This is a genomic window from Methylomonas sp. Uni0011, assembly GCF_056850255.1.
Genome location: NZ_JBVVNO010000001.1, coordinates 597,948 through 617,756, shown reverse-complemented (window position 1 = coordinate 617,756; position 19,809 = coordinate 597,948). Strand labels below are relative to the sequence as shown.

Annotated in this window: 6 protein-coding genes; all 6 read left to right on the top strand. The window is 64.0% G+C overall.

Annotated elements, in window-relative coordinates:
* Positions 1–291 precede the first annotated feature (291 nt).
* The 6 genes from AC0IM9_RS02720 to AC0IM9_RS02695 all read left to right on the top strand — a co-directional run bounded on the left by AC0IM9_RS02720 (position 292) and on the right by AC0IM9_RS02695 (position 19,759).
* Positions 292–507, top strand: coding sequence for a hypothetical protein (locus AC0IM9_RS02720; protein ID WP_482802962.1), 216 nt, complete (start codon positions 292–294; stop codon positions 505–507).
* A 554-nt stretch (positions 508–1,061) separates the two neighbouring features.
* Positions 1,062–1,469 carry a DUF2750 domain-containing protein gene (locus tag AC0IM9_RS02715; protein ID WP_482802961.1) on the top strand — a complete coding sequence of 136 codons (408 nt, stop codon included), beginning with the start codon at positions 1,062–1,064 and terminating at the stop codon, positions 1,467–1,469.
* Positions 1,470–1,626: 157 nt separating this feature from the next.
* Positions 1,627–2,436: a bestrophin-like domain gene (locus tag AC0IM9_RS02710; protein ID WP_482802960.1), complete on the top strand. Its 810-nt coding sequence runs from the start codon at positions 1,627–1,629 to the stop codon at positions 2,434–2,436.
* A gap of 4 nt (positions 2,437–2,440) precedes the next feature.
* Positions 2,441–3,832, top strand: a complete 1,392-nt coding sequence (locus AC0IM9_RS02705; RefSeq protein WP_482802959.1) for an amino acid permease — start codon at positions 2,441–2,443, stop codon at positions 3,830–3,832.
* A gap of 642 nt (positions 3,833–4,474) precedes the next feature.
* Positions 4,475–15,634, top strand: a complete 11,160-nt coding sequence (locus AC0IM9_RS02700; protein ID WP_482802958.1) for a non-ribosomal peptide synthetase — start codon at positions 4,475–4,477, stop codon at positions 15,632–15,634.
* 27 nt (positions 15,635–15,661) lie between these two features.
* A complete protein-coding gene (locus AC0IM9_RS02695) occupies positions 15,662–19,759 on the top strand; it encodes a non-ribosomal peptide synthetase (protein ID WP_482802957.1) in 4,098 nt (1,365 codons plus the stop codon).
* The last annotated feature ends 50 nt before the right edge of the window (positions 19,760–19,809 follow it).

Here is a 19,809-nt window from a genome sequence, read left to right as displayed (position 1 = left end):
TAATACCTTGATCTCTTTATTTTTTGTTTCTTTCATGATCTGCGCTAATTCAACTGTCATTTTAAAATGACTATCTTGGCCCACTTGAGCCGGTTGGTGAAGTGGGGCGGACCATTCCATTAGGTCTAGCAATTAAGCATCCTTGAAAAGTTTTGCTATGTTTCTAGACCTGACCCCTTTTTGTGTGTGCTACGAATACGACCCTAGCGACAACCCGAGCACTCTCACCATGCCGACGGCCAGCACCGAGCTGACTGTCACAACGTCAACCAGATCAGCAGCGCCAACGGCGTGGCCTGTAGCTACGACGCCGCCGGCAAACTCACCGACGACGGCATCCGCACTTACCAATGGGATGCCGGCAAGCGGCTGCTGAAAATCTGCTTCAAAGCGAACGCTCAAGCGACGTGGCAGGACGTGGCACACTGCGGACAACCGTTAACTTGGCGGAACGATTCGGCGGCTTTTTTGACTGCGCTGGCGCAACTGGCGATAGAGCCCAAGTAGCGAATGCTGTCCTTGGCCGGCAACAGGGTGCAGGCCGCGTTGTGAACCAGATGATCTCCGTTTGCTTGAGCATTGATTTCGACGTAAAACTCAGCCATGGTCTTTACCTCATAAAAGTATGTTGGATTGCAGGTTGGGCCCGAATGTCGTCGACCGGCGCATCCCGCGCCAACGGCCTGGAATGACCTGGCAGGACTCCGCTCCGACACTGTTCGGGTGCGATTGGCTCAGAGCAAGCGCCATGCCACGTCGTGGTCGCGGAGCACGGCGGGACCGGAAACGGCCGGCGCAAAGTTTGCCGATGCCCGTTGGCCGCGGCGTTCCCGGCGGAGCCGGCGAAAGAAAGCCGATTCATTTTTCGCAAAACGTGGTCCGGTTATGCCGGGATCGTCTTGTCGCATTTCCTACAAGAGAGCTGGGTTTTGTCGACCGTCAAGGCCGGCTGGGCTGGTCCAGCCGTTTAGGTTTCACGGTGAAACTCGGTCTGCACGATCTTGCTATCTGGTCTGGTTTTTGCTGGTTTCGGGGTATCTTTCACTGCCTGGAATATTGCGATGCGCTACGAACCTCACTCAGACGAAATTGCTGCCGTTCCCGAGATGTCCGATGAAGAATTACTGGAGTATTTCTTGTACCGCGTGTTCGAGACCGACGAAGTTTGGTGTCTGAAAGACGCCGGGCAACCGGTGCTACGCGACGTGGCCGGCCGGGACACGCTGCCGGTTTGGCCGTATAAAATCTTTGCCGAGGCTGCCGCCAACGGCGACTGGGAGGGGCTGCAGCCGGTGCCGGAGTCGGTGGACTATTTCACCTATCAGACGCTGAATCGCGCCGCCGGTCAGGACGTGGTGGTGGAAATCCTGCCGCGAGGCCAGGCGGCGGGATGTTTGATTACACCGCAGCGCTTGTTCGGCATGCTGGAAAATATGATGGAAGCGCGAGACTACACGGTAGGAGATTGAGCCGGCCGAGAAGGTGGTAGCCGCAGTCGAATCCCGCTGCGGCTAACCTGGCTTGATCGCGGCGGCGGCAGCGGCAAGCTCGCTGGCCGACAAAAGCGTGAACGGATAGCGCCGAAACTGTATAAATAAGGCTTTCGGCCATTTCGGGTTTGGGCTTATGCAAGAAATTATGTACGACGTCAGCAGTCTGTTGATCGCATTGTTATTGTTATTGTCGATGTTGCTGGCGATAGAGATCGGATATCGTGTGGGCCTGCGCATCATGCCGACGGTGCGCGACGACTTCAAGGCCCATGTCAACGCGACCTCGGCATCGCTGGTCGGCATCCTGGCCCTGTTGTTGGGTTTTACCTTTTCGTTGTCTTTGCAGCGTTACGATAGCCGCAGCGAGGCGGTGGTCGACGAGGCCAACGCAATCGGCACCGCCTATTTGCGCGCGCAATTGCTGGCGGAACCGCACCGCGGGCAGACCTTGGCCTTGCTACGCGAGTACCTGGATTTGCGGGTGCAGACCGGTAACGTCGATCTGACCGAGCGGGTGCGGCGTAAAGCCTTGATCGCCGAAGCCGGCAGAATGCAGGCCAGACTATGGGAATATGCCAGCCAGGCTAACGCCGCCGCACCGAGCCCGGTGACGACCGGCTTGTTCATTCCGGCGTTGAACGAGATGATCGACAATTTCGGCAAGCGCGACGCCGAGATGAACCGGCACGTACCGGAATTCGTGCTGTTGCTACTGTACGCTACTTTCCTGATGACCGGCGCTATCGTCGGTTACGCCACCGGCCTGTCCGGCCACCGCGCTTCTTTCGTCACTCATATCATGGTCGGCTTGATCGTGGTGTTAGTGTTCATCATTCTTGATCTGGACCGGCCGCACCGCGGTTTGATTCAGGTCAGCCAGGACAGCCTGACCGGTTTGCAGGCCGCGATTCGTGGTCAGGCCGGCGCCAATCCGGCGGAGTAGAGGCATGACGCGGCGCGCTGAGAAAATATCGGAATCGACCGGCATCGCCCCACCGCCGGACCGGCTGAGGCCCAGCCTGCACTGGTTCCATCTGCTCGCGCTCGGCGTCGGCGCCATCGTCGGCACCGGCATTCTGACCTTGATCGGCGTCGGTGCCGGCAAGGCCGGTCCGGCCGTGGTGGTGTCTTTCGTGTTTGCCGGCCTGGTCTGCGCTTGCGCGGCGCTGGCTTATGCCGAAATGGCGACTGCGATGCCGCAGGCCGGCGGCGCTTACACCTACGCCCGGCTCGTAATCGGCGAGCGGATCGCCTGGCTGGTGGGCTGGAGCCTGATTCTGGAATATTCGCTGGTGGTCAGCGCCGTCGCGGTCGGTTGGTCGGGGTATGCCGCACCGTTGCTGCACGACGTGCTGGCGATTCAGTGGCACTGGATGCAAGGCCCCGAGGCCGGCGGCAGCGCCAATCTGCCTGCCGTGGCCGTCATCGCCGCAGTGGCGGCAGCTTTGATCTACGGTACCAGGGAAAGCGCAACTTTCAACGCACTGCTGGTGGGCTTGAAACTGGTCGCCTTGCTGCTGTTCGTCGTGCTGGCGGCGCGCGAATTCGACCCGGTCAATCTGCAACCTTTCATGCCGTTCGGTTTTGCCAAACAAACCGGCGCCGACGGCGTCGAGCGCGGTGTGATGGTCGCCGCGGCCATCATCTTTTTTGCGTTTTACGGTTTCGATGCGATCGCCACCGCGGCCGAAGAAGCCCACGATCCGGAGCGGGATCTGGCGCTTGGTATCGTCGGTTCGATGTTGGTCTGCGTGGCGATTTACATTGCTGTGGCGCTGGCGGCGTTGGGGGCGCTGAGTTACGAACGGTTCGCTGCCAGCCCGGAGCCGTTGGCCTTGGTGTTGCGCGAACTGGGTCAACCATTGGCGGCGCGGTTTCTGGGCTTGTCTGCCGTTGTCGCATTGCCGACCGTGATTCTGGCGTTCTTTTACGGCCAAAGCCGGATTTTCTATGCGCTGGCGCGGGACGGCCTGTTACCGGCCGCGCTGGCCAAAATTTCCCGGCGCGGCACGCCGGCCGGCGCCACGGCCTTTACTGCGTTGTTGGTCGGCGCCATCGCCGGCACGTTTCCGCTGGCGGAGATCGCGGCATTGGCCAATGCCGGAACCTTGCTGGCGTTTAGCGCGGTCGCCGCCAGCATGCTGATCTCCCGCCGGCAAGGTCCGCCGCCGCCGGGCCGCTTCCGCGCGCCGCTGCCCTGGCTGACCGGCCCGCTCGCCATTCTGGGCTGCGGCTATCTGTTCGTCAGCCTGCCGTGGCAAACGCAAGCCTATTTCCTGATCTGGAATGCCTTGGGCGGCCTGGTTTACTGGATTGCCGGCCAACGCCGCCGCTCTTGAAGCTGCCGTAACCGGCGTCATCTGTTCGGCTCTCATCTCCACCGTTTTCACAGTCCCGCTTGCCCGGTAAGGCATAAAGCGGAGGACCGTCGGCACCGGTAACCCTTAGCTTAACGTTCCCCAGCTTCAACGCCGGCTCAGCCGCCGCGAACCCGCAATCGTCTTGCGCCCATGCTACGGCGCCGATTTATTCTCAAGTTTAACTGAGCCGTAACATACCTCCCTTATTCTTTATCGCGTTAATTGCATAAGGTGCTGACAAAATCCAGAAAATACCGGAAACGTGCAGAAAATAGTGACCAATTTTACGGAACGTGCCGTGATGTCGCGGGGCTGGGTTGGCTTTTGTCGCATGATTACGGAGTCTAGCCAGGCGACGCCGGGCGCAATGCGGAAACCGATGGCGCGTAACGACAACACCGCAGGCCGCGACCGCCAACAATAGCCGGTGGTGTGGCTGATTCCTGTCTCTGCTTATGCTGCTTTCGGATATGTCTGTGAACAATTTCACGTTATTTGGGATAAGTCCGTTACTGATTCAAAGTTCCAAAAAAAATATCGTAACGCTGCATCGGCTAACGCTGAATTTGCACAGCAAACAACCCCGATTCGAAACGAAGAGAGCCTTAAAGAGTGAAACCCGTGACTAGCGATTCAATTGCATCCGTGCTCGGAGCCGAGCAAAAAAATGCCGATTCCGCCGCAGCGGCGCCGGTTGCCGATTTATTGGGTTTGCTGGAACACCGTGCCGAAACCCAACCCGATTTTCCGATCTATCACTACCTGCGCGACGGCGAAGACCTGGCGGAAACCCTGTCGTTTCGAGACGTGGCCTTGAAGGCGAAAACCGTGGCCGCGGCTTTGCAAGGCATCGCTGCCGAGGGCGAGCGGGTCATGCTGTTGTATTTGCCGGGTATCGAATTCATTACCTCTTATTTCGGTTGCCTGTACGCCAAGCACATCGCGATCCCGTTACCGCCGCCGCGCCAATCGCGCATGCTGCAAACCCTGGAAAAAGTCCTGGAAATCGCCCGTTCGGCGCAACCGGTGGCAGTGTTGACGACGCAGGCCGTCAAGGAAAAGGCCGAAGAACATTTCGGCAGCCTGCCCGAGTTTGCGGCGATGCGCTGGCTGGCGACCGATACCTTGGATGCCGGGCTGGCCGCCGCCTGGCGTAAGCCGGAAGTCGCAGCCGACGATATCGCCTTCCTGCAATACACCTCGGGTTCGACCTCGTTGCCGAAGGGCGTGATCCTGACCCACGCCAATCTGATGTGCAACATGCACTACTTCGACCGCAGTGGGGGCCACAGCGCCGAGTCCCGATTGTTGACCTGGCTGCCGCCGTTTCACGATCTGGGCCTGATTTACGGCCTGCTGACGCCGGTCTATTGCGGCATGGCCTGTTACATCCTGCCCAATGCCGCCTTCGTGCAACGGCCGGCGCGCTGGCTGGAAGCGATCAGCCGCTTCGGCATTACCCATACCATGGGGCCGAACTTCGCCTTCGACCTGTGCCTGCACGGCGTCAGCGACGAGCAATTGGCCGGTCTGGACCTGAGCCGATGGCAACACGCGCTGAACGGCGCCGAGCCGGTCAGGATGCAGACCATGCGCGCCTTCACCGAACGCTTCGCCGCGGCGGGCTTCGATTTCCGCGTGTTTAGCCCCAGTTGGGGATTGGCGGAAGCGGCTTGTATCGTTACCGGCCTGCATTACGCCAGTAGCGGCCAGCACCGGCACGAGCGGCCGGCGGCGGAAGAAGTCTGGGTCCGCGCCGCCGAATTGCAACGCAACCGGCTGGTATTCGCCAGCGCCGACGACCCGTCGGCATTGTCGCTGGCCGGTAGCGGCTACCCGATTGCCGATACCGAATTGCTGATCGTCGACCCCGACAACTTGACGCCATGCCCGCCCGACCGGGTCGGCGAAGTCTGGGTGCGTAACGGTGCGGTATCGCCGGGCTATTGGCAAAATCCGGAGCAGACCCAAGCAACCTTTCACGCCTGCGTGGCCGGCGACGATTCCGGCCGGCGCTGGATGCGGACCGGCGACCTGGGCTTTTTATACGCCGATCAACTCTACATCACCGGCCGCTTGAAGGACGTCATTATCGTTCGCGGCCAAAACCATTATCCGCAGGATATCGAATGGACGGTGGACAAGGCCCACCCGTTATTAAAGATGGGCGGCGCCGCGGCCTTCACCGTCACCGCCGACGGCGAGGAACGCCTGGTGGTGGTCGCCGAAACCTCGCGCCGTTTCAAGCCCGAGCAGCATGCGCAGGAATTGTTCGCGGCGATCCGCAAGGCGGTGGCCGACGGCCACGAGCTGCAAACCGCCGCCATCGCGCTGTTACGGGAAAGTGCGATCCCGAAAACCACCAGCGGCAAAATCCAGCGCGCGGCAACCAAGCGCAGCTTCCTGCAACACAGCTTGCAGCCGTTGGCGCAATGGATCAATCGCAATCTGGAACGGCAACTGGCGCCAACCGAATCCGGCGCCGCCGCAACCCGGCCCGACGCCGAGGCGGTGCGCGCCTGGTTGCGGCAGCGGGTAGCTGAAGTGTCCGGTCTGGAGCCGGCCGAAATCGGTTGCGATGCCGCGTTCGGCGAATTCGGCCTGGATTCCAACCTGTCGGTGCGCCTGACCGACGAACTGGAAAAAGCCTTCGGCTACGGCCGCTTGCCGGCCAATCTATTGTTCGACTACCCCAGCATCGACCGGGTCGCGGAGTATTTATGCCGCGGCGAAGCCGAGACGCTCGCTAGCGAATCCGGCGCCGAAGCGAGTGCCGACATCGCGATCGTCGGCATGGCCTGCCGCTTTCCGGGGGCGGACGACACCGCGGCGTTCTGGGATTTACTGAGCGCCGGCACCAGCGCGGTGCGGCCGCTACCCGCCGAGCGCAAGGCCTTGCTGGCCGGCTTGGTGGACGATGTCGACGCGCTGGGTGCCGCCGGCTGGCTGGACGGCATCGACCTGTTCGATCCGGCGCCGTTCCATATTTCGCCGAAAGAGGCGGAGATACTCGATCCGCAGCAGCGCTTGCTATTGACCGCGGCCTGGACCGCGCTGGAACAGGCCGGCATTTCCCGCGAGGAATTGGCCGGCTCCGCTACCGGCGTGTTCATCGGCATCAGCGGTTCGGAGTACGGGCAATTGGCCTGGCGTAGCGACAGCAGCCTGGACGGCCACGCCGGCACCGGCACCGCCGCCAGTATCGCCGCCAACCGGCTTTCTTATTTTCTGGACTTGCGCGGTCCCAGCCTGGCGGTGGATACGGCCTGTTCCTCGTCGCTGGTGGCGGTGCACCTGGCCTGCCAAAGCCTGCTGGCCGGCGAATGTGACACGGCTCTGGTCGGCGGCGTCAATTTGATGCTGAATCCGGCCTTGACCCGCGCGCTGGGCAAGGCCGGCATGTTGTCGGCTACGGCTGCCTGCCACAGTTTCGACGCCGCAGCCGACGGTTACGTGCGCGGCGAAGGCGTCGGGCTGGTGGTGTTGCGCCGGGAAACGCAGGCGGCCGCGCGCGGCAATCGGGTGCTGGCTTACATCGCCGGCAGCGCGATCAACCAAGACGGCCACAGCTTCGGTCTGACCGCGCCGAACGGCGTCGCCCAACGCGCCTTGTTACGCCGGGCCTACGCCGTGGCCAAACTGGAGCCGAGTACGGTCGATTATCTGGAAGCGCACGGTACCGGCACCGCGTTGGGCGATCCGATCGAAGCCGGCGCCCTGGCCGAGGTGGTCGGGGCCGGCCGCGAGCGGCCATGCCTGATCGGTTCGGTCAAGGCCAACATCGGCCATCTCGAAGCTGCGGCCGGCATTGCCGGCCTGATCAAGGCCGTGTTGTGCCTGCAACACAATGCCGTACCGCCGCTGGCCGGATTCAGCGCGCTGAATCCGCACATCCGCTTCGATGCCAAGGCGCTGGCGGTCAATACCGAACTGCGCCGTTTCGCGACAGAACAGCCGTTACGCCACATCGGCGTCACCTCGATGGGCTTCGGCGGCAGCAACGCCCACGTCGTGCTGCGCCGGGCGGAACCGGCCGCTGCCGCCGTAAATCGGCCGCAGCGTTCGCATTACGCCTTGTTGTTGTCGGCAGAGCGGCCGGCCGATTTGGCGGCGTTGGCTGAGGCTTACCTGGATTTTCTGCAAGCCGGCGCCGAGCGCTGGGCCAGCCTGTGTTATCAGGCCAACCGCGGCCGCAGCGGCTTGCCTTACCGCAGCGTGTTGCATGCCGCCGACAGCGGCGAATTGCTGGCCGGCCTGGCCCGGCTGGCGCAAAGCGGCCTGGCTGGGCCGGCGGTTGTCGTCGGCACGCCGAAACCGCTGGCCTTCCTGTTCACCGGGCAGGGTAGCCAATATGCCGGCATGGCCCGCGGATTGTACGCGCATGCGTCGGTGTTCCGGGCCACGGTCGACCAATGCGATCTGTTATTGAGCGGCGCCGGTATGGTACCGGTGGCGCCGTTGTTGTACGGCCCGGATGCGCTGGATAGCGACCATCTGGCCGAAACCGCGACCGCCCAACCGGCACTGTTCGTGGTCGGCTACGCGCTGGCGCGCTATTTCGAAAGCTGCGGCCTGGCCCCGGCCGTCGCGGTCGGCCACAGTCTGGGCGAATACGTCGCCGCCTGCTTTGCCGGGGCGATGTCGCTGGCCGATGCCTTGCGCCTGGTGGTGTTGCGCGCGCAACTGATGCATCGTTGTTCCGACCGCGGCGGCATGCTGGCGATGCTGACCGGCAAGGCCGCCGCTCTGGAACTGATCGCCGCCGACCCGGCGTTGGCGCTGGCAGCCGACAACGGCCCGGCGCAGGTCACGGTTTCCGGTCCGCTGCCGGCGCTGGAAGCGCTGACCGAACGCGCCAAGGCTGCGGGTATCGCCGTGCTGCCGTTGAAGGTCAAGCGCGCTTTTCACAGCGCCGACATGGAACCGATACTCGAAGAATTCCGCGCCGTCGCCAATCAGGTGGCGTGGCAAGCGCCGCGGCTGCCGGTGATCGGCAACCTGCACGCGGCGCCGGTAGCGCGCTTCGACGCCGACTATTGGGTCGAACATCTGCGCCGACCGGTACGCTTTAGAGAATGTATCGCCGCCGCCGAGGCGTTAGGTGTCGGAACGTTTTTGGAGATCGGCGCCCAACCGGCATTGGCCGCGATGCTGCGTCGCTTCGACCCGGCGCCGGCCGTCGTCTCCAGCCTGGATGCGCAGCGCCCCGACTGGCTGGCGCTGAATTCGGCCCTGGCCGAGTTGTGGCGCGCCGGTTACCGCGTCGATTTCGGCGCCGCTTGGGCCGGCGAAACCTTCGACCACCTCGATTTGCCCGGCTATCCGTTTCAACCCAGCCGTTTTTGGCTCCAACCTACCACCAGGACACCCATGACGACCGCGACCGCCACCACCACGACCGGCGAACTTGCCCGTTTACTAGCCCCGTTGCTGAAATGCGCAACCGATGACATCGACCCCAACCGCTCGTTCCTGGAACTGGGCGCCGACTCGCTGGTGCTGGTGGAGTTTCTGCGTCAGGTGCAGGGCCGTTTCGGCGTGCAAGTTGCGATTCACAGTTTATTCGAAGACTTGCGCAGCCTGCAGGCGCTGGCCGTCTGGCTGGCGGAGCAGGGCGCTACTTTGCCGGCCGGTGCCGAGGCAGAGTCGGCCGCTGCCGTTGTAGCGGTCGCTAGCTGGTTGCAACGCCAGCTCGGCCTGTTGCTGAAACGCCCGGCCGACGAATTGGACAACCGGCGCAGTTTCCTGGAATTGGGCGCCGACTCGCTGGTGTTGACCGAACTGTTGCGCCTGGTAAGCGAACGTTATGCGGTCGATATCGGGATGGCGCGCTTGTTTGCCGAGCTGTCCAGCATCGACACGCTGGCGCCGGCGCTTGCCGCCGCCAGCCCGAAACTCGACGCCGAGCCGGCCGCCGCCGCGGCATTACCGGCGGCGGCCGAATCCGAACAGGCGCCGTTGCCGTCTGCCGCTCCCAGTGCCGCCGCGCCAGGCGAATGGCACGGTCTGCTGGAGCGGCAATTGGATGCGTTCAACCGCCTGGTGCAAGATCAACTCGGCTTGTTGCGCGGCGGCGTCTCTTCGCCGTCGCAACCGGCGCCTGCCGTGCCGGCATCCAGCCCCAGTCCGGCGCCGGCAGCTGCTCCGGCTCCGGCTTTGCGGCCGGCAACGCCGTTGCCGGCCGCCGGTAATGCCGCGGCGGCCGGCTTGAACCCGGCGCAACAGCAACATCTGCGCGAACTGGCCGCTGCCTACCAGGCCAAGCATGCCGGCTCGAAACGTTATGCCGAAACCTACCGCGAGGTGTTCGCCGATTACCGCAGTTCGCTTGGTTTTCGCCAAGCGACCAAAGCGATGATCTTCCCGCTGGTGGTCAAAACCGCGGCCGGTTCCCGGATTTACGACCTGGACGGCAACGAATTCGTCGATTTGACCATGGCCTTCGGTTCCAGCCTGCTCGGCTACAACCCGGAGTTGGTCAAGCAAGCCCTGGCCGCCCAGCTGGCGGACGGCATCCAGGTCGGGCCGAAAAGCCCTCTGGTCGGCGAGGCGGCGCAGTTGGTGCGCGATCTGACCGGTTGCGAGCGGGTGGCTTTCGCCAATTCCGGCACCGAAGCGGTGATGACCGCGGTACGGATGGCCAGAGCCGTCACCGGTCGCACCCGCATCGTCCGCTTTGCCGGCTCTTACCACGGCCATTCCGATACCATGCTGGTCAAGGCCGGCGGCGAGGGTGGCAGCGGTTTGCCGATCGCGCCCGGCGTGCCGCTCTCGGTGGCGCAGGACGCCATCGTGCTGGCCTACGGCGACGAGGCCTCGCTGGCTACGATCCAAGGCCATGCCGGCGAACTGGCAGCCATCGTGGTCGAGCCGGTGCAAAGCCGGCGGCCTGGCCTGCAACCGCGCGAGTTTCTGCAGCGCTTGCGGGAAATCGCCAGCGCCGCCGGTTGCGCGTTGATATTCGACGAAATCATCACCGGTTTTCGTTTGGCGCCGGGCGGCGCCCAGGAATATTTCGGCGTCCGCGCCGACTTGGTCACTTACGGCAAGGTGGCCGGCGGCGGCATGCCGATCGGCATCGTCGCCGGCAACGCCCGCTTCATGAACGCGATCGACGGCGGCCCCTGGCAATTCGACGACGACTCTTATCCGGCGGCCACCGCGACTTTCTTTGCCGGCACCTTCAGCGGCCATCCGCTGACCATGGCCGCCGCCGTTGCGGTACTGCTCCAGTTGCGCGATGCCGGCCCGGCCTTGCAAGCCGGTATCACCGCCAAGACTGCGCGGCTGGTACAGGAATTGAACGACTATTTCGCCGCCGAGGGTTTCGCGATTCGGGTCAACCACGCCGGCTCCTTGTTTCGCTTCGTGTTTTTTGACAATTACAGCGTCGAATTCCAGCCCATCGAAGCCAATCTGTTTTTCTACCACATGACGCTGCGCGGCGTGTACATCTGGGAAGGCCACACCTGCTTCCTCAGCAGCGCCCATAGCGACGCCGACGTCGACTTTATCGTCCGTGCCGGGCGCGAATCGGCTCAGGCCCTGCGCCAAGGCGGTTTCTTCCCGCCGCCGGCCGGATCGCCATTGCCGGCCAGCCGCGACGCGGCCGGCAGCGAAGCCGGCGCCCAGGCATTGAATGCACTGGCGACCGCGTTGGCGGCCCAGGCCTTGCAGGAATTGCAAGTCTTGCCGGCACATATCGGCGGTATTTGCAAGGTCGAACGCGCCGCTGGCGCCATCGGCGTGGCGCCCAAGCGCCGCCGCCTGTTCGGCCGCCTGTTTGCGATGTTGAACGAAGCCGGCTGGCTGCGCGCCGTCGGCGAAGACTGGGAGTTGCTGCAAGCGTTGCCGGTGGCGACCGCGGATCTGGAACGTGAGGCGCGCAGTTCGGCCGACGCCGCCGCAGTCGACTTATTGTTGCAGTGCGCCGCCGCGTTGCCGGCCGTGCTGTGCGGCCGCAGCGATGCGGCGGAAGTGCTGTTCGGCGGCGAAAACTACGCCTTGCTGCAACGGCTTTACCGCCACGCCCCCGGCGCTGCCGCGGCCAATGCGGCTCTGGCGCGGGCGGCGGCCGCCGCCGTTGCCGACGTTTCCGGTAAAGCCGCGGTATTGGAAGTTGGCGCCGGCACCGGTTCGGCCACAGCGCAATTGTTGCCCGGCCTGAGCCGCCGTGATCTGCGCTATCTGTTTACCGACCTGTCCAGCGCCTTTTTACACCGCGCCGAGCGCGAATTCGCCGGCTACCCGCAGGTCGAATACGCCACCCTGGATATCGAACGCGACCCGGCCGAGCAGGGTTTTGTCCGGCAAAGTTTCGATTTGATCGTGGCCTCCAACGTGCTGCATGCGACCGCCGAGCTGAGCAAAACCCTGAACCATCTGCGCAGCCTGCTGACGCCGAACGGCCGCCTGCTGTTGCTGGAATGCGTCGGTCGCCAGCCCTGGCTGGACTTGATCTTCGGCCTGACCGACGGCTGGTGGGCGTTTCAGGACAGCACGTTACGAGCCGACTATCCGTTGCTGCCGGCCGCCGCCTGGACCGATTTGCTGCAACGCGCCGGCTTTATCCAAGCCGCCGCCGAAGTCCATGCCGGTTATCAGGCGGTTATCACGGCGCGGCTGCCGCAGGCGCCGGCCGCGTTGCCGCTGAACGGCGCGCAGCAGGACATCCTGGTGCATCTGGAATTGAGCGAGGAAGTGCAGGCGGCTTACAACGAAGTGGTGCTGTTCGAGCTGGCCGGAGCGCCGGAGCGGGACAAATTGGAGCAGGCCTTTCGCGGCGTGGTGGCCCGGCACGACTCGTTGCGCGCTGCATTGAGCGAGGAGCGTAGCCAGGTCGTTATCGGCCAGGAGCCGGATGCGGCGCTGGTCGAAGCCGATTTTTCCGACTTGCCGGATGCACTGGCCGAAGCCAAGGCCCGGGAATGGGTGTTGGCGCGCAGCGCCGAACCTTTCGATCTGACCCGGCCGCCGCTCATTAAAGCGTTTCTGGCCCGGCTGGGCGACGACCGCTACTGGTTGCTGTTTCTGGCCCATCACATGATTATCGACGGCATTTCCTACGGCTTGCTGATCCAGGAAATCGTCGAGTTCTACCGCCACCTGCGCGACGGTAGCGCGCTGGCGCTGCCGCGGCCGGTGACGCTGGCGGAAGCCAATCGCCGGGTTGCCGCGCAACGGCCGCAGGATCGCGAATTCTGGTTGCAGCAGTTCGGCCAGGGCGTCCCGGCACTGGATTTGCCGACCGATTATCCGCGCCCGCCGGAACAGCGCTTTGCCGCCCAGCGCACCTGCCTGGTGCTGGATGCCGCGGTCGCGGCCCAATTGAAAGCGCTGACCCAACGCTGCAATGCAACGCCGTTCATGGTCATGCTGGCCGTCTACCGCTTGCTGTTGAACCGTCTGAGCGGCCAGCAGCGCTCGGTGATCGGCGTGCCGGTGTCGATGCACGGCGACCGGCCCGGCGAAAGCTTCATCGGCTTTGGGGTCAACGTCCTGCCTATCGTCGGCAACAGCGATAGCCAGGCCACGTTCGCCGACTACCTGCAACAGGCCAAGCACGACTTTCTGCAAGCTTTCGAACGCCGCGGTTTTCCGTTCGCCGAACTGGTGCGCGCCGTCAATCCGGAGCGCGATCCGAGCCGGCCGGCGCTGGTAAGCGCGGTGTTCAATTACGAGGCGGTCGGCGCTCTGGCCGGCGGCGGTTTGCGTTTCACGCCGCTGGTGCCGCCAAGCGCCCACACCAAATACGAATTGACCTTGGACGTGGTGGCCGACGCCAGCCAGACCGTGCTGGTGCTGACCTACAACACCGCGCTGTTCGCAGCCGACACCGCGGAACGTTTGCTGGCGCGTTACGCCAAGCTGTTGGCGCAACTGGCGGCGGCGCCGAACACCCGGCTCGGCAGCATCGATTTGCTGCTGGATGCGGAACGCGAGGGCTTGGGCATGAATCCGCCCATCGCCTACGACAACCGCTGCCTGCATCATTTATGCGCGGACCAGGCCAAAAGCACGCCGGAACAGATTGCGCTGCGGTGGCACGACACCGAGTTGAGCTACCGCGAACTGGACGCCCAGGCCAACCGGCTGGCGCATTTGCTGCAACAGCATGGCGTCGGTGTGGAAGACCGGGTGGCGGTATGCCTGGCGCGCGGGCCGCAATTGGTGGTGGCCTTGCTGGCGGTATTGAAGGCCGGCGCCTGTTACGTGCCGGTCGATCCCAACTATCCGGCCGAACGTCGGGCCGTGATCTTGCGTTGCGCTGAAGCCAAACTGTTGCTCGCCGATACGGCCGATGCCGCCATCTCGGCCGCCGCCAACGCCGCGCCGATGCTGAGCCCGGCCGACCCGCGCCTGGCCTCGTGCCCGGACACGGCGCCGGCCAGCACGGTCAGCCCGGAACATCTGGCCTATATCATTTTTACCTCCGGCTCCACCGGCCTGCCCAAAGGCGTGGCGATCGAACATCGCAACGCTGCGTCGATGATCGACTGGGCGGCGCAGGAATTCGCGTTGCCGGCCGGCGCCGGCATGCTGGCCTCGACTTCGGTCTGCTTCGACCTGTCGGTTTACGAAATCTTTTACCCGCTGGCGCACGGCGGCAAGGTGGTGATGGTGGATAACATCCTGCACCTGCCGGAACTGGCGCGCCAGGACGATATCGCCGTGATCAACACGGTGCCGTCGGCGATGGAAGAAATTCTGCGGCAGCGGGCGGTACCGGCATCGGTACGCACCATCAATCTGGCCGGAGAAGCCTTACCCTTGGCCCTGGTGCAGGGCATCCAGCAGCACTATCCGGACGTGGCGGTCTACAACCTGTACGGCCCTTCGGAAGATACCACTTACAGCACCTTCGTCCGTTTCCCGGAACGGTTCCAGGGGCCGGTGACGATAGGGCGGCCGATCGCCGGCAGCCAGCTTTATCTGCTGGACGCCGATCTGAATCCGGTGCCGGCCGGTGGCAAGGGCGAAATTTATCTGGCCGGCAACGGCTTGTGCCGGGGCTACTTCGGTAACCAGGCCGGTACCGCGGCCGCGTTCCTGCCGGATCCGTTTTCGGCGACGCCGGGAGCGCGCATGTACCGCACCGGCGACCTGGGCCGGCTCAATCCCGACGGCATGGTCGAATACCTGGGCCGCTCCGATTTTCAAGTCAAGATTCGCGGCCACCGCATCGAGCTGGGCGAGATCGAAACCGTGCTGGCGCAAGTGCCGGGCGTGCAGCGGACGGTGGTCATCGCCGACGGCGAGCCCGGCCGCCAGCGTCTGCTGGCTTTCTACAGCGCCGAGACCGAGCTGGGCGACGTGCTGAAACAAACCGCCGCGGCCAAGTTGCCGGCATTCATGGTACCCGGCGTCTGCACCCGAGTGACGGAATTTCCGTTGAGCCCGAACGGCAAGATCGACCGGCGCCAACTGGCGCAACTGGCCCATGGTCAGGAAGCGGCCGAGGCCGCGCTGGGCGGACAGTTGCCGCGCAATGCGCTGGAAAGCGAAATCGCCGCGATCTGGGCCGAGCACCTGCAATTGGACAGCATCCATATCGGCGACGATTTCTTTGCCCTGGGCGGCCATTCGCTGCTGGCGACGCAAATCCTGTACGAAATCAATCGCCGCCACGGCTGCCGCTTGCGGCTGACCGACATCATGAAACACCCGACCGTGGCCGAACTGGCGGAAGCCGTATTGGAGCACGCATTGCAGGATTCGCCGGATTTGCAGGCGCTGCTGGCGGAACTGGTGCGCGACGGCGCCGAATTGGCCGCGTCCTGAGCCAACGGGTTAACTGGAGACAAAGAGATGGCAAACACACAATCATTGATCGCCGAGCTGAGCAACGAACAGCGCCAGAGTCTGATGGCCAGACTGCAACAACGGTCGCAGGACGATAGGTCCCAAGCCCAAACCGACTTCTACGTACCGAAACTGCAGCCAATGGGCGAGGCCCGCTTCGAGCCGTTTCCGCTGACCGACATTCAGCAGGCGTATTGGGTTGGGCGGCAGGCGGCATTCGATCTGGGCAATATCGCCGCCCACGGCTACATGGAAGTCGACTGCCGCGGCCTGGATCTGGTGCGGCTGGAAACGGCTTTCAACCGGTTGATCCAGCGCCACGACATGCTGCGCGCCGTCGTCAATCCCGACGGTCGCCAACAGATTTTAAAAACGGTCCCCGCATATCGCTTTGAAGTGCTGGACGCCAGTGTCGCCGGGGACGACAGCAACGCCAGTCTCGAGCAAGTCCGCGAGGAAATGTCGCACCAGGTATTGGATACCGCGGTGTGGCCCTTGTTCGACATTCGCGCCAGCCTGCTGGCGGACGGCGTGGTGCGGCTGCATCTGAGCATAGACGTGCTGATTTTCGACGCCTTGAGCTTCGACATCCTCAGCGAGGAATGGCGCCGGCTGTACCAGGGCGATGAATTGCCGCCGCTGGAACTGTCCTACGCCGACTACGTCCGCGGTCTGGAATTGATGAAGCAAACCGAAGCCTACCGCGAGTCCTGCAACTATTGGCGGGAAAAAATCAAGGACCTGCCGCCCGGCCCGGATTTTCCGCTGGCCGTGGCTCCGGAAAGCATAGCCCGCCCGCAATTCCGCCGCCTGTCCGCCAGCCTGGACGCCGCGCGCTGGGGCCAAATCAAAAGCCGCGCCCAACGCCTGGGCGTGACGCCGTCGGCGGTGCTGCTGGCCGCCTACGGCGCCGTCGTCGCCCGCTGGAGCAGCCGCAAACGTTTTACCTTGAACTTGACGCTGTTCAACCGGCTGCCGTTTCATCCGCAAGTCAATGTGCTGGTCGGCGACTTTACGTCGGTGGTGTTGCTGGAGCTGGATTATTCCCGGCCGGCGTCATTTTCGGAACGGGTCAAGTCGGTGCAGGCGCAGTTATGGCGCGACATGGACCATCGCTACGTCAGCGGCGTGCAAGTGTTGCGGGAATTGACCGAACAGCGCCGCGACGCCAACGCCTCCTTGTTCCCGGTGGTGTTTACCAGCGCGATCAAACCGAACCCGGCGGACGACACCCCGGCGGCGATGTCGTGGCTGGGCGACGTGCATTACACGATTACGCAGACGCCGCAGGTCTGGCTGGACCATCAGGTCACCGAAGACGCCGGCAAACTGGAATACGATTGGGACTCGGTGAGCGGCCTGTTTCCGGACGGCTTCCTGGAAGCGATGTTCGACGCCTACCGGCAACTGGTCGGAGGTCTGGCTCAGGACGACATGCTCTGGCAACGGCCGGAACTCGACCTGTTGCCGCGGGAGCAGCGGCAATTGATCGCAGCAGCTAACGCCACAGCGGCGCCGGTGCCGGCCGGATTGCTGCACGAGCCTTTCGTACGCCAGGCCCGTGCCAATCCGGAGCGGATTGCCGTGATCGACGCCGAGGCCGAATTCAGTTACGGCGAGCTGTACCGGCTGGCCAATCGCTTGGCGCAGCGCTTGTGGCAGAGCGGTGCCGGTAGCGGCGAGCTGGTCGGCATCCTGTTGCCGAAAGGCCGCTGGCAGGTGGTGGCCGCCTTGGGCATTCTCGAGGCCGGCGGCGCCTATCTGCCGATCGAACCCGGTTACGGCCCGGACCGGATCGCCCAGATTATCGAATTATCCGGCTTGCAGCGGGTGGTGGCGGCAGATGCCGCTGCCGGGCTGAGGCTGCCGGCGGGTATCGAAGTGCTGACGGTCGCCGAATTGGCGGCGTCGGCGCAGCCGGTCAAAGCGCTGCCGGTAATGCGGCAGCCGACCGATCTGGCCTACGTGATCTACACCTCCGGTTCCACCGGTACCCCGAAAGGGGTCATGATCGACCATCGCGGCGCCCTGAACACCTGCGTCGACATCAATCAGCGCTTTGAAGTCGGTCCGGACGACCGGGTATTGGGTTTGTCGGCGCTGAATTTCGACCTGTCGGTCTACGACATTTTCGGCGTACTCGGTGCCGGCGGTGCGCTGGTGTTGCCGGATGCCGACCGCCAGCGCGACCCCGGCCATTGGGACGAGATGGTGCAGCGCCACGGCGTCACGCTCTGGAACACCGTGCCGGCATTGATGGACATTTACACCACCTATCTGGACGAGGTGGCGCGGCGGCCGAATACCAGCCTGCGGCTGGTGATGATGAGCGGCGACTGGATTCCGCTGCCGCTGCCGGAGGCGATTCGGCGTAGCTGCCCCAATGCGCAACAGTTCAGCCTGGGCGGCGCCACCGAAGCCTCGATCTGGTCCATCATCTATCCGATCGGCGAGCTCAGCCCGGACTGGCGCAGCATTCCCTACGGCAAGGCCATGCTCAACCAAAGCTTTCACGTGCTGGACGAGCAGATGCAAGCCTGTCCGGTCTGGGTGCCGGGCGAGCTGTACATCGGCGGCATCGGCGTGGCGCTGGGCTATTGGCGCGACGCCGAGCGCAGCGCGGCCCAATTCGTCACTCATCCTCGCAGCGGCGAAAAGCTGTACCGGACCGGCGACCTCGGCCGTTTGCTGCCCTGCGGCAACATCGAGTTTCTCGGCCGTAAGGATTTCCAGGTCAAGATCAACGGCTTTCGGGTCGAATTGGGCGAAGTGGAAATCAATATCGCGCGCTTTGCCGGCGTCAAGGCGGCGGTGTGCGCCGTCACCGGCGACAGCGGCCGGGCGCGGCAGTTGATCGCCTACTACGTGCGCGACCCGGAGGCACCGGCCGCCGCCAAAACGGAGGACAACGACAAAATCCGCTTTCGCCTGTCGCAGCCCGGCCTGCGCCGCTTCGACGCCGCGGCCGAGGCGGTGGCGCTGGCCGCGGAGCCAGAGGCGAGCGATGCCGGCTATCGCCGCCGCTCGCAGCGGCTGTTTCCCGACACCGCCGTCGATCTCGGCAGTCTCGGCCGGCTGTTGAGCCGGTTGCGCCGCGATCCGACTGCGGCCACCCCGAAATACCGCTACGGTTCGGCGGGTTCGCTGTATCCGGTGCAACTCTATCTCTATGCGGTACCGGGCCGGATCGCCGGCCTGGCCGGCGGCATGTATTACTACGATCCGGACCAGCACCGTCTGGTGCATTTGCCCGGTAACGGCCGGATCGACGCCGCGTATTACGGCAGTTGGAACGCGGCGATGGTCGACAGCGCCGCCTTCCACCTGTTCCTGGTCGCCAATCTGGAGGCCATCGAACCGCTGTACGGCCAGGATTCCATGCACCTGTGCCGGATCGAGAGCGGCCTGATCACCCAAATTCTGGAGCAGGACGCGCATCGCTTCGGTCTGGCTACCTGCCAGCTCGGCGGTTTCGATTTCGAACGGGCCCGGCCGCTGTTCCAGCTGGAACAGCGTTCGGCCTATCTGCACGCGCTGGTCGGCGGCGTCGAACTCGGCGACGCGGAACTGCGCGAACTGCAACTGGCGCAGGCCCGGTTCCAGCATTCCGACGCCGGTTTCGAAAGCCGCTTGCGCGACTACCTGAACCAGAAACTGCCCGACTACATGGTGCCGTCGCTGTTTATCCGCCTCGACGAACTGCCGCTGTCCGCCAACGGCAAACTCGACCGCAAAGCCCTGCCGCAACCGCGCAAGGAAGTCGAGGCCGTCGCCGCGGTGGCGGTGGCCGATTCCGATCTGGCCCGGCAAATCTGCGCCGTCTGGCGCGAAGTGCTCGGCGTGGACAGCGTCGGCCCCGGCGACAATTTCTTCGACCTGGGCGGTACCTCGGTGGACATGATCAAGATCCATACCCGGCTGCGGCCTTTGTTGAGCAAGGACGTGCCGTTGCTGGACATGTTTTTCGTCTATCCGACCATCGCCGCGCTGGTCGACTATCTGCAACCGAAACCGCGCGCCGCGGCACCGTCCACTGCGGCCGCAGACGGCGCGAAACGGGAACGCTCCGGCCGGGCGCCGCGTCGCCGCAGCGGCGCGGAATAAGCCCGCCTGCCGCCAATTTCATCGAAACATAGACAACGGAAGCAAAGCAC

Excerpts from the sequence above, each read along its gene's own strand:
- AC0IM9_RS02705 (WP_482802959.1), top strand. The coding sequence starts at position 2,441 with ATGACGCGGCGCGCTGAGAAAATATCGGAATCGACCGGCATCGCCCCA.
- AC0IM9_RS02715 (WP_482802961.1), top strand. The coding sequence starts at position 1,062 with ATGCGCTACGAACCTCACTCAGACGAAATTGCTGCCGTTCCCGAGATG.
- AC0IM9_RS02695 (WP_482802957.1), top strand. The coding sequence starts at position 15,662 with ATGGCAAACACACAATCATTGATCGCCGAGCTGAGCAACGAACAGCGC.
- AC0IM9_RS02710 (WP_482802960.1), top strand. The coding sequence starts at position 1,627 with ATGCAAGAAATTATGTACGACGTCAGCAGTCTGTTGATCGCATTGTTA.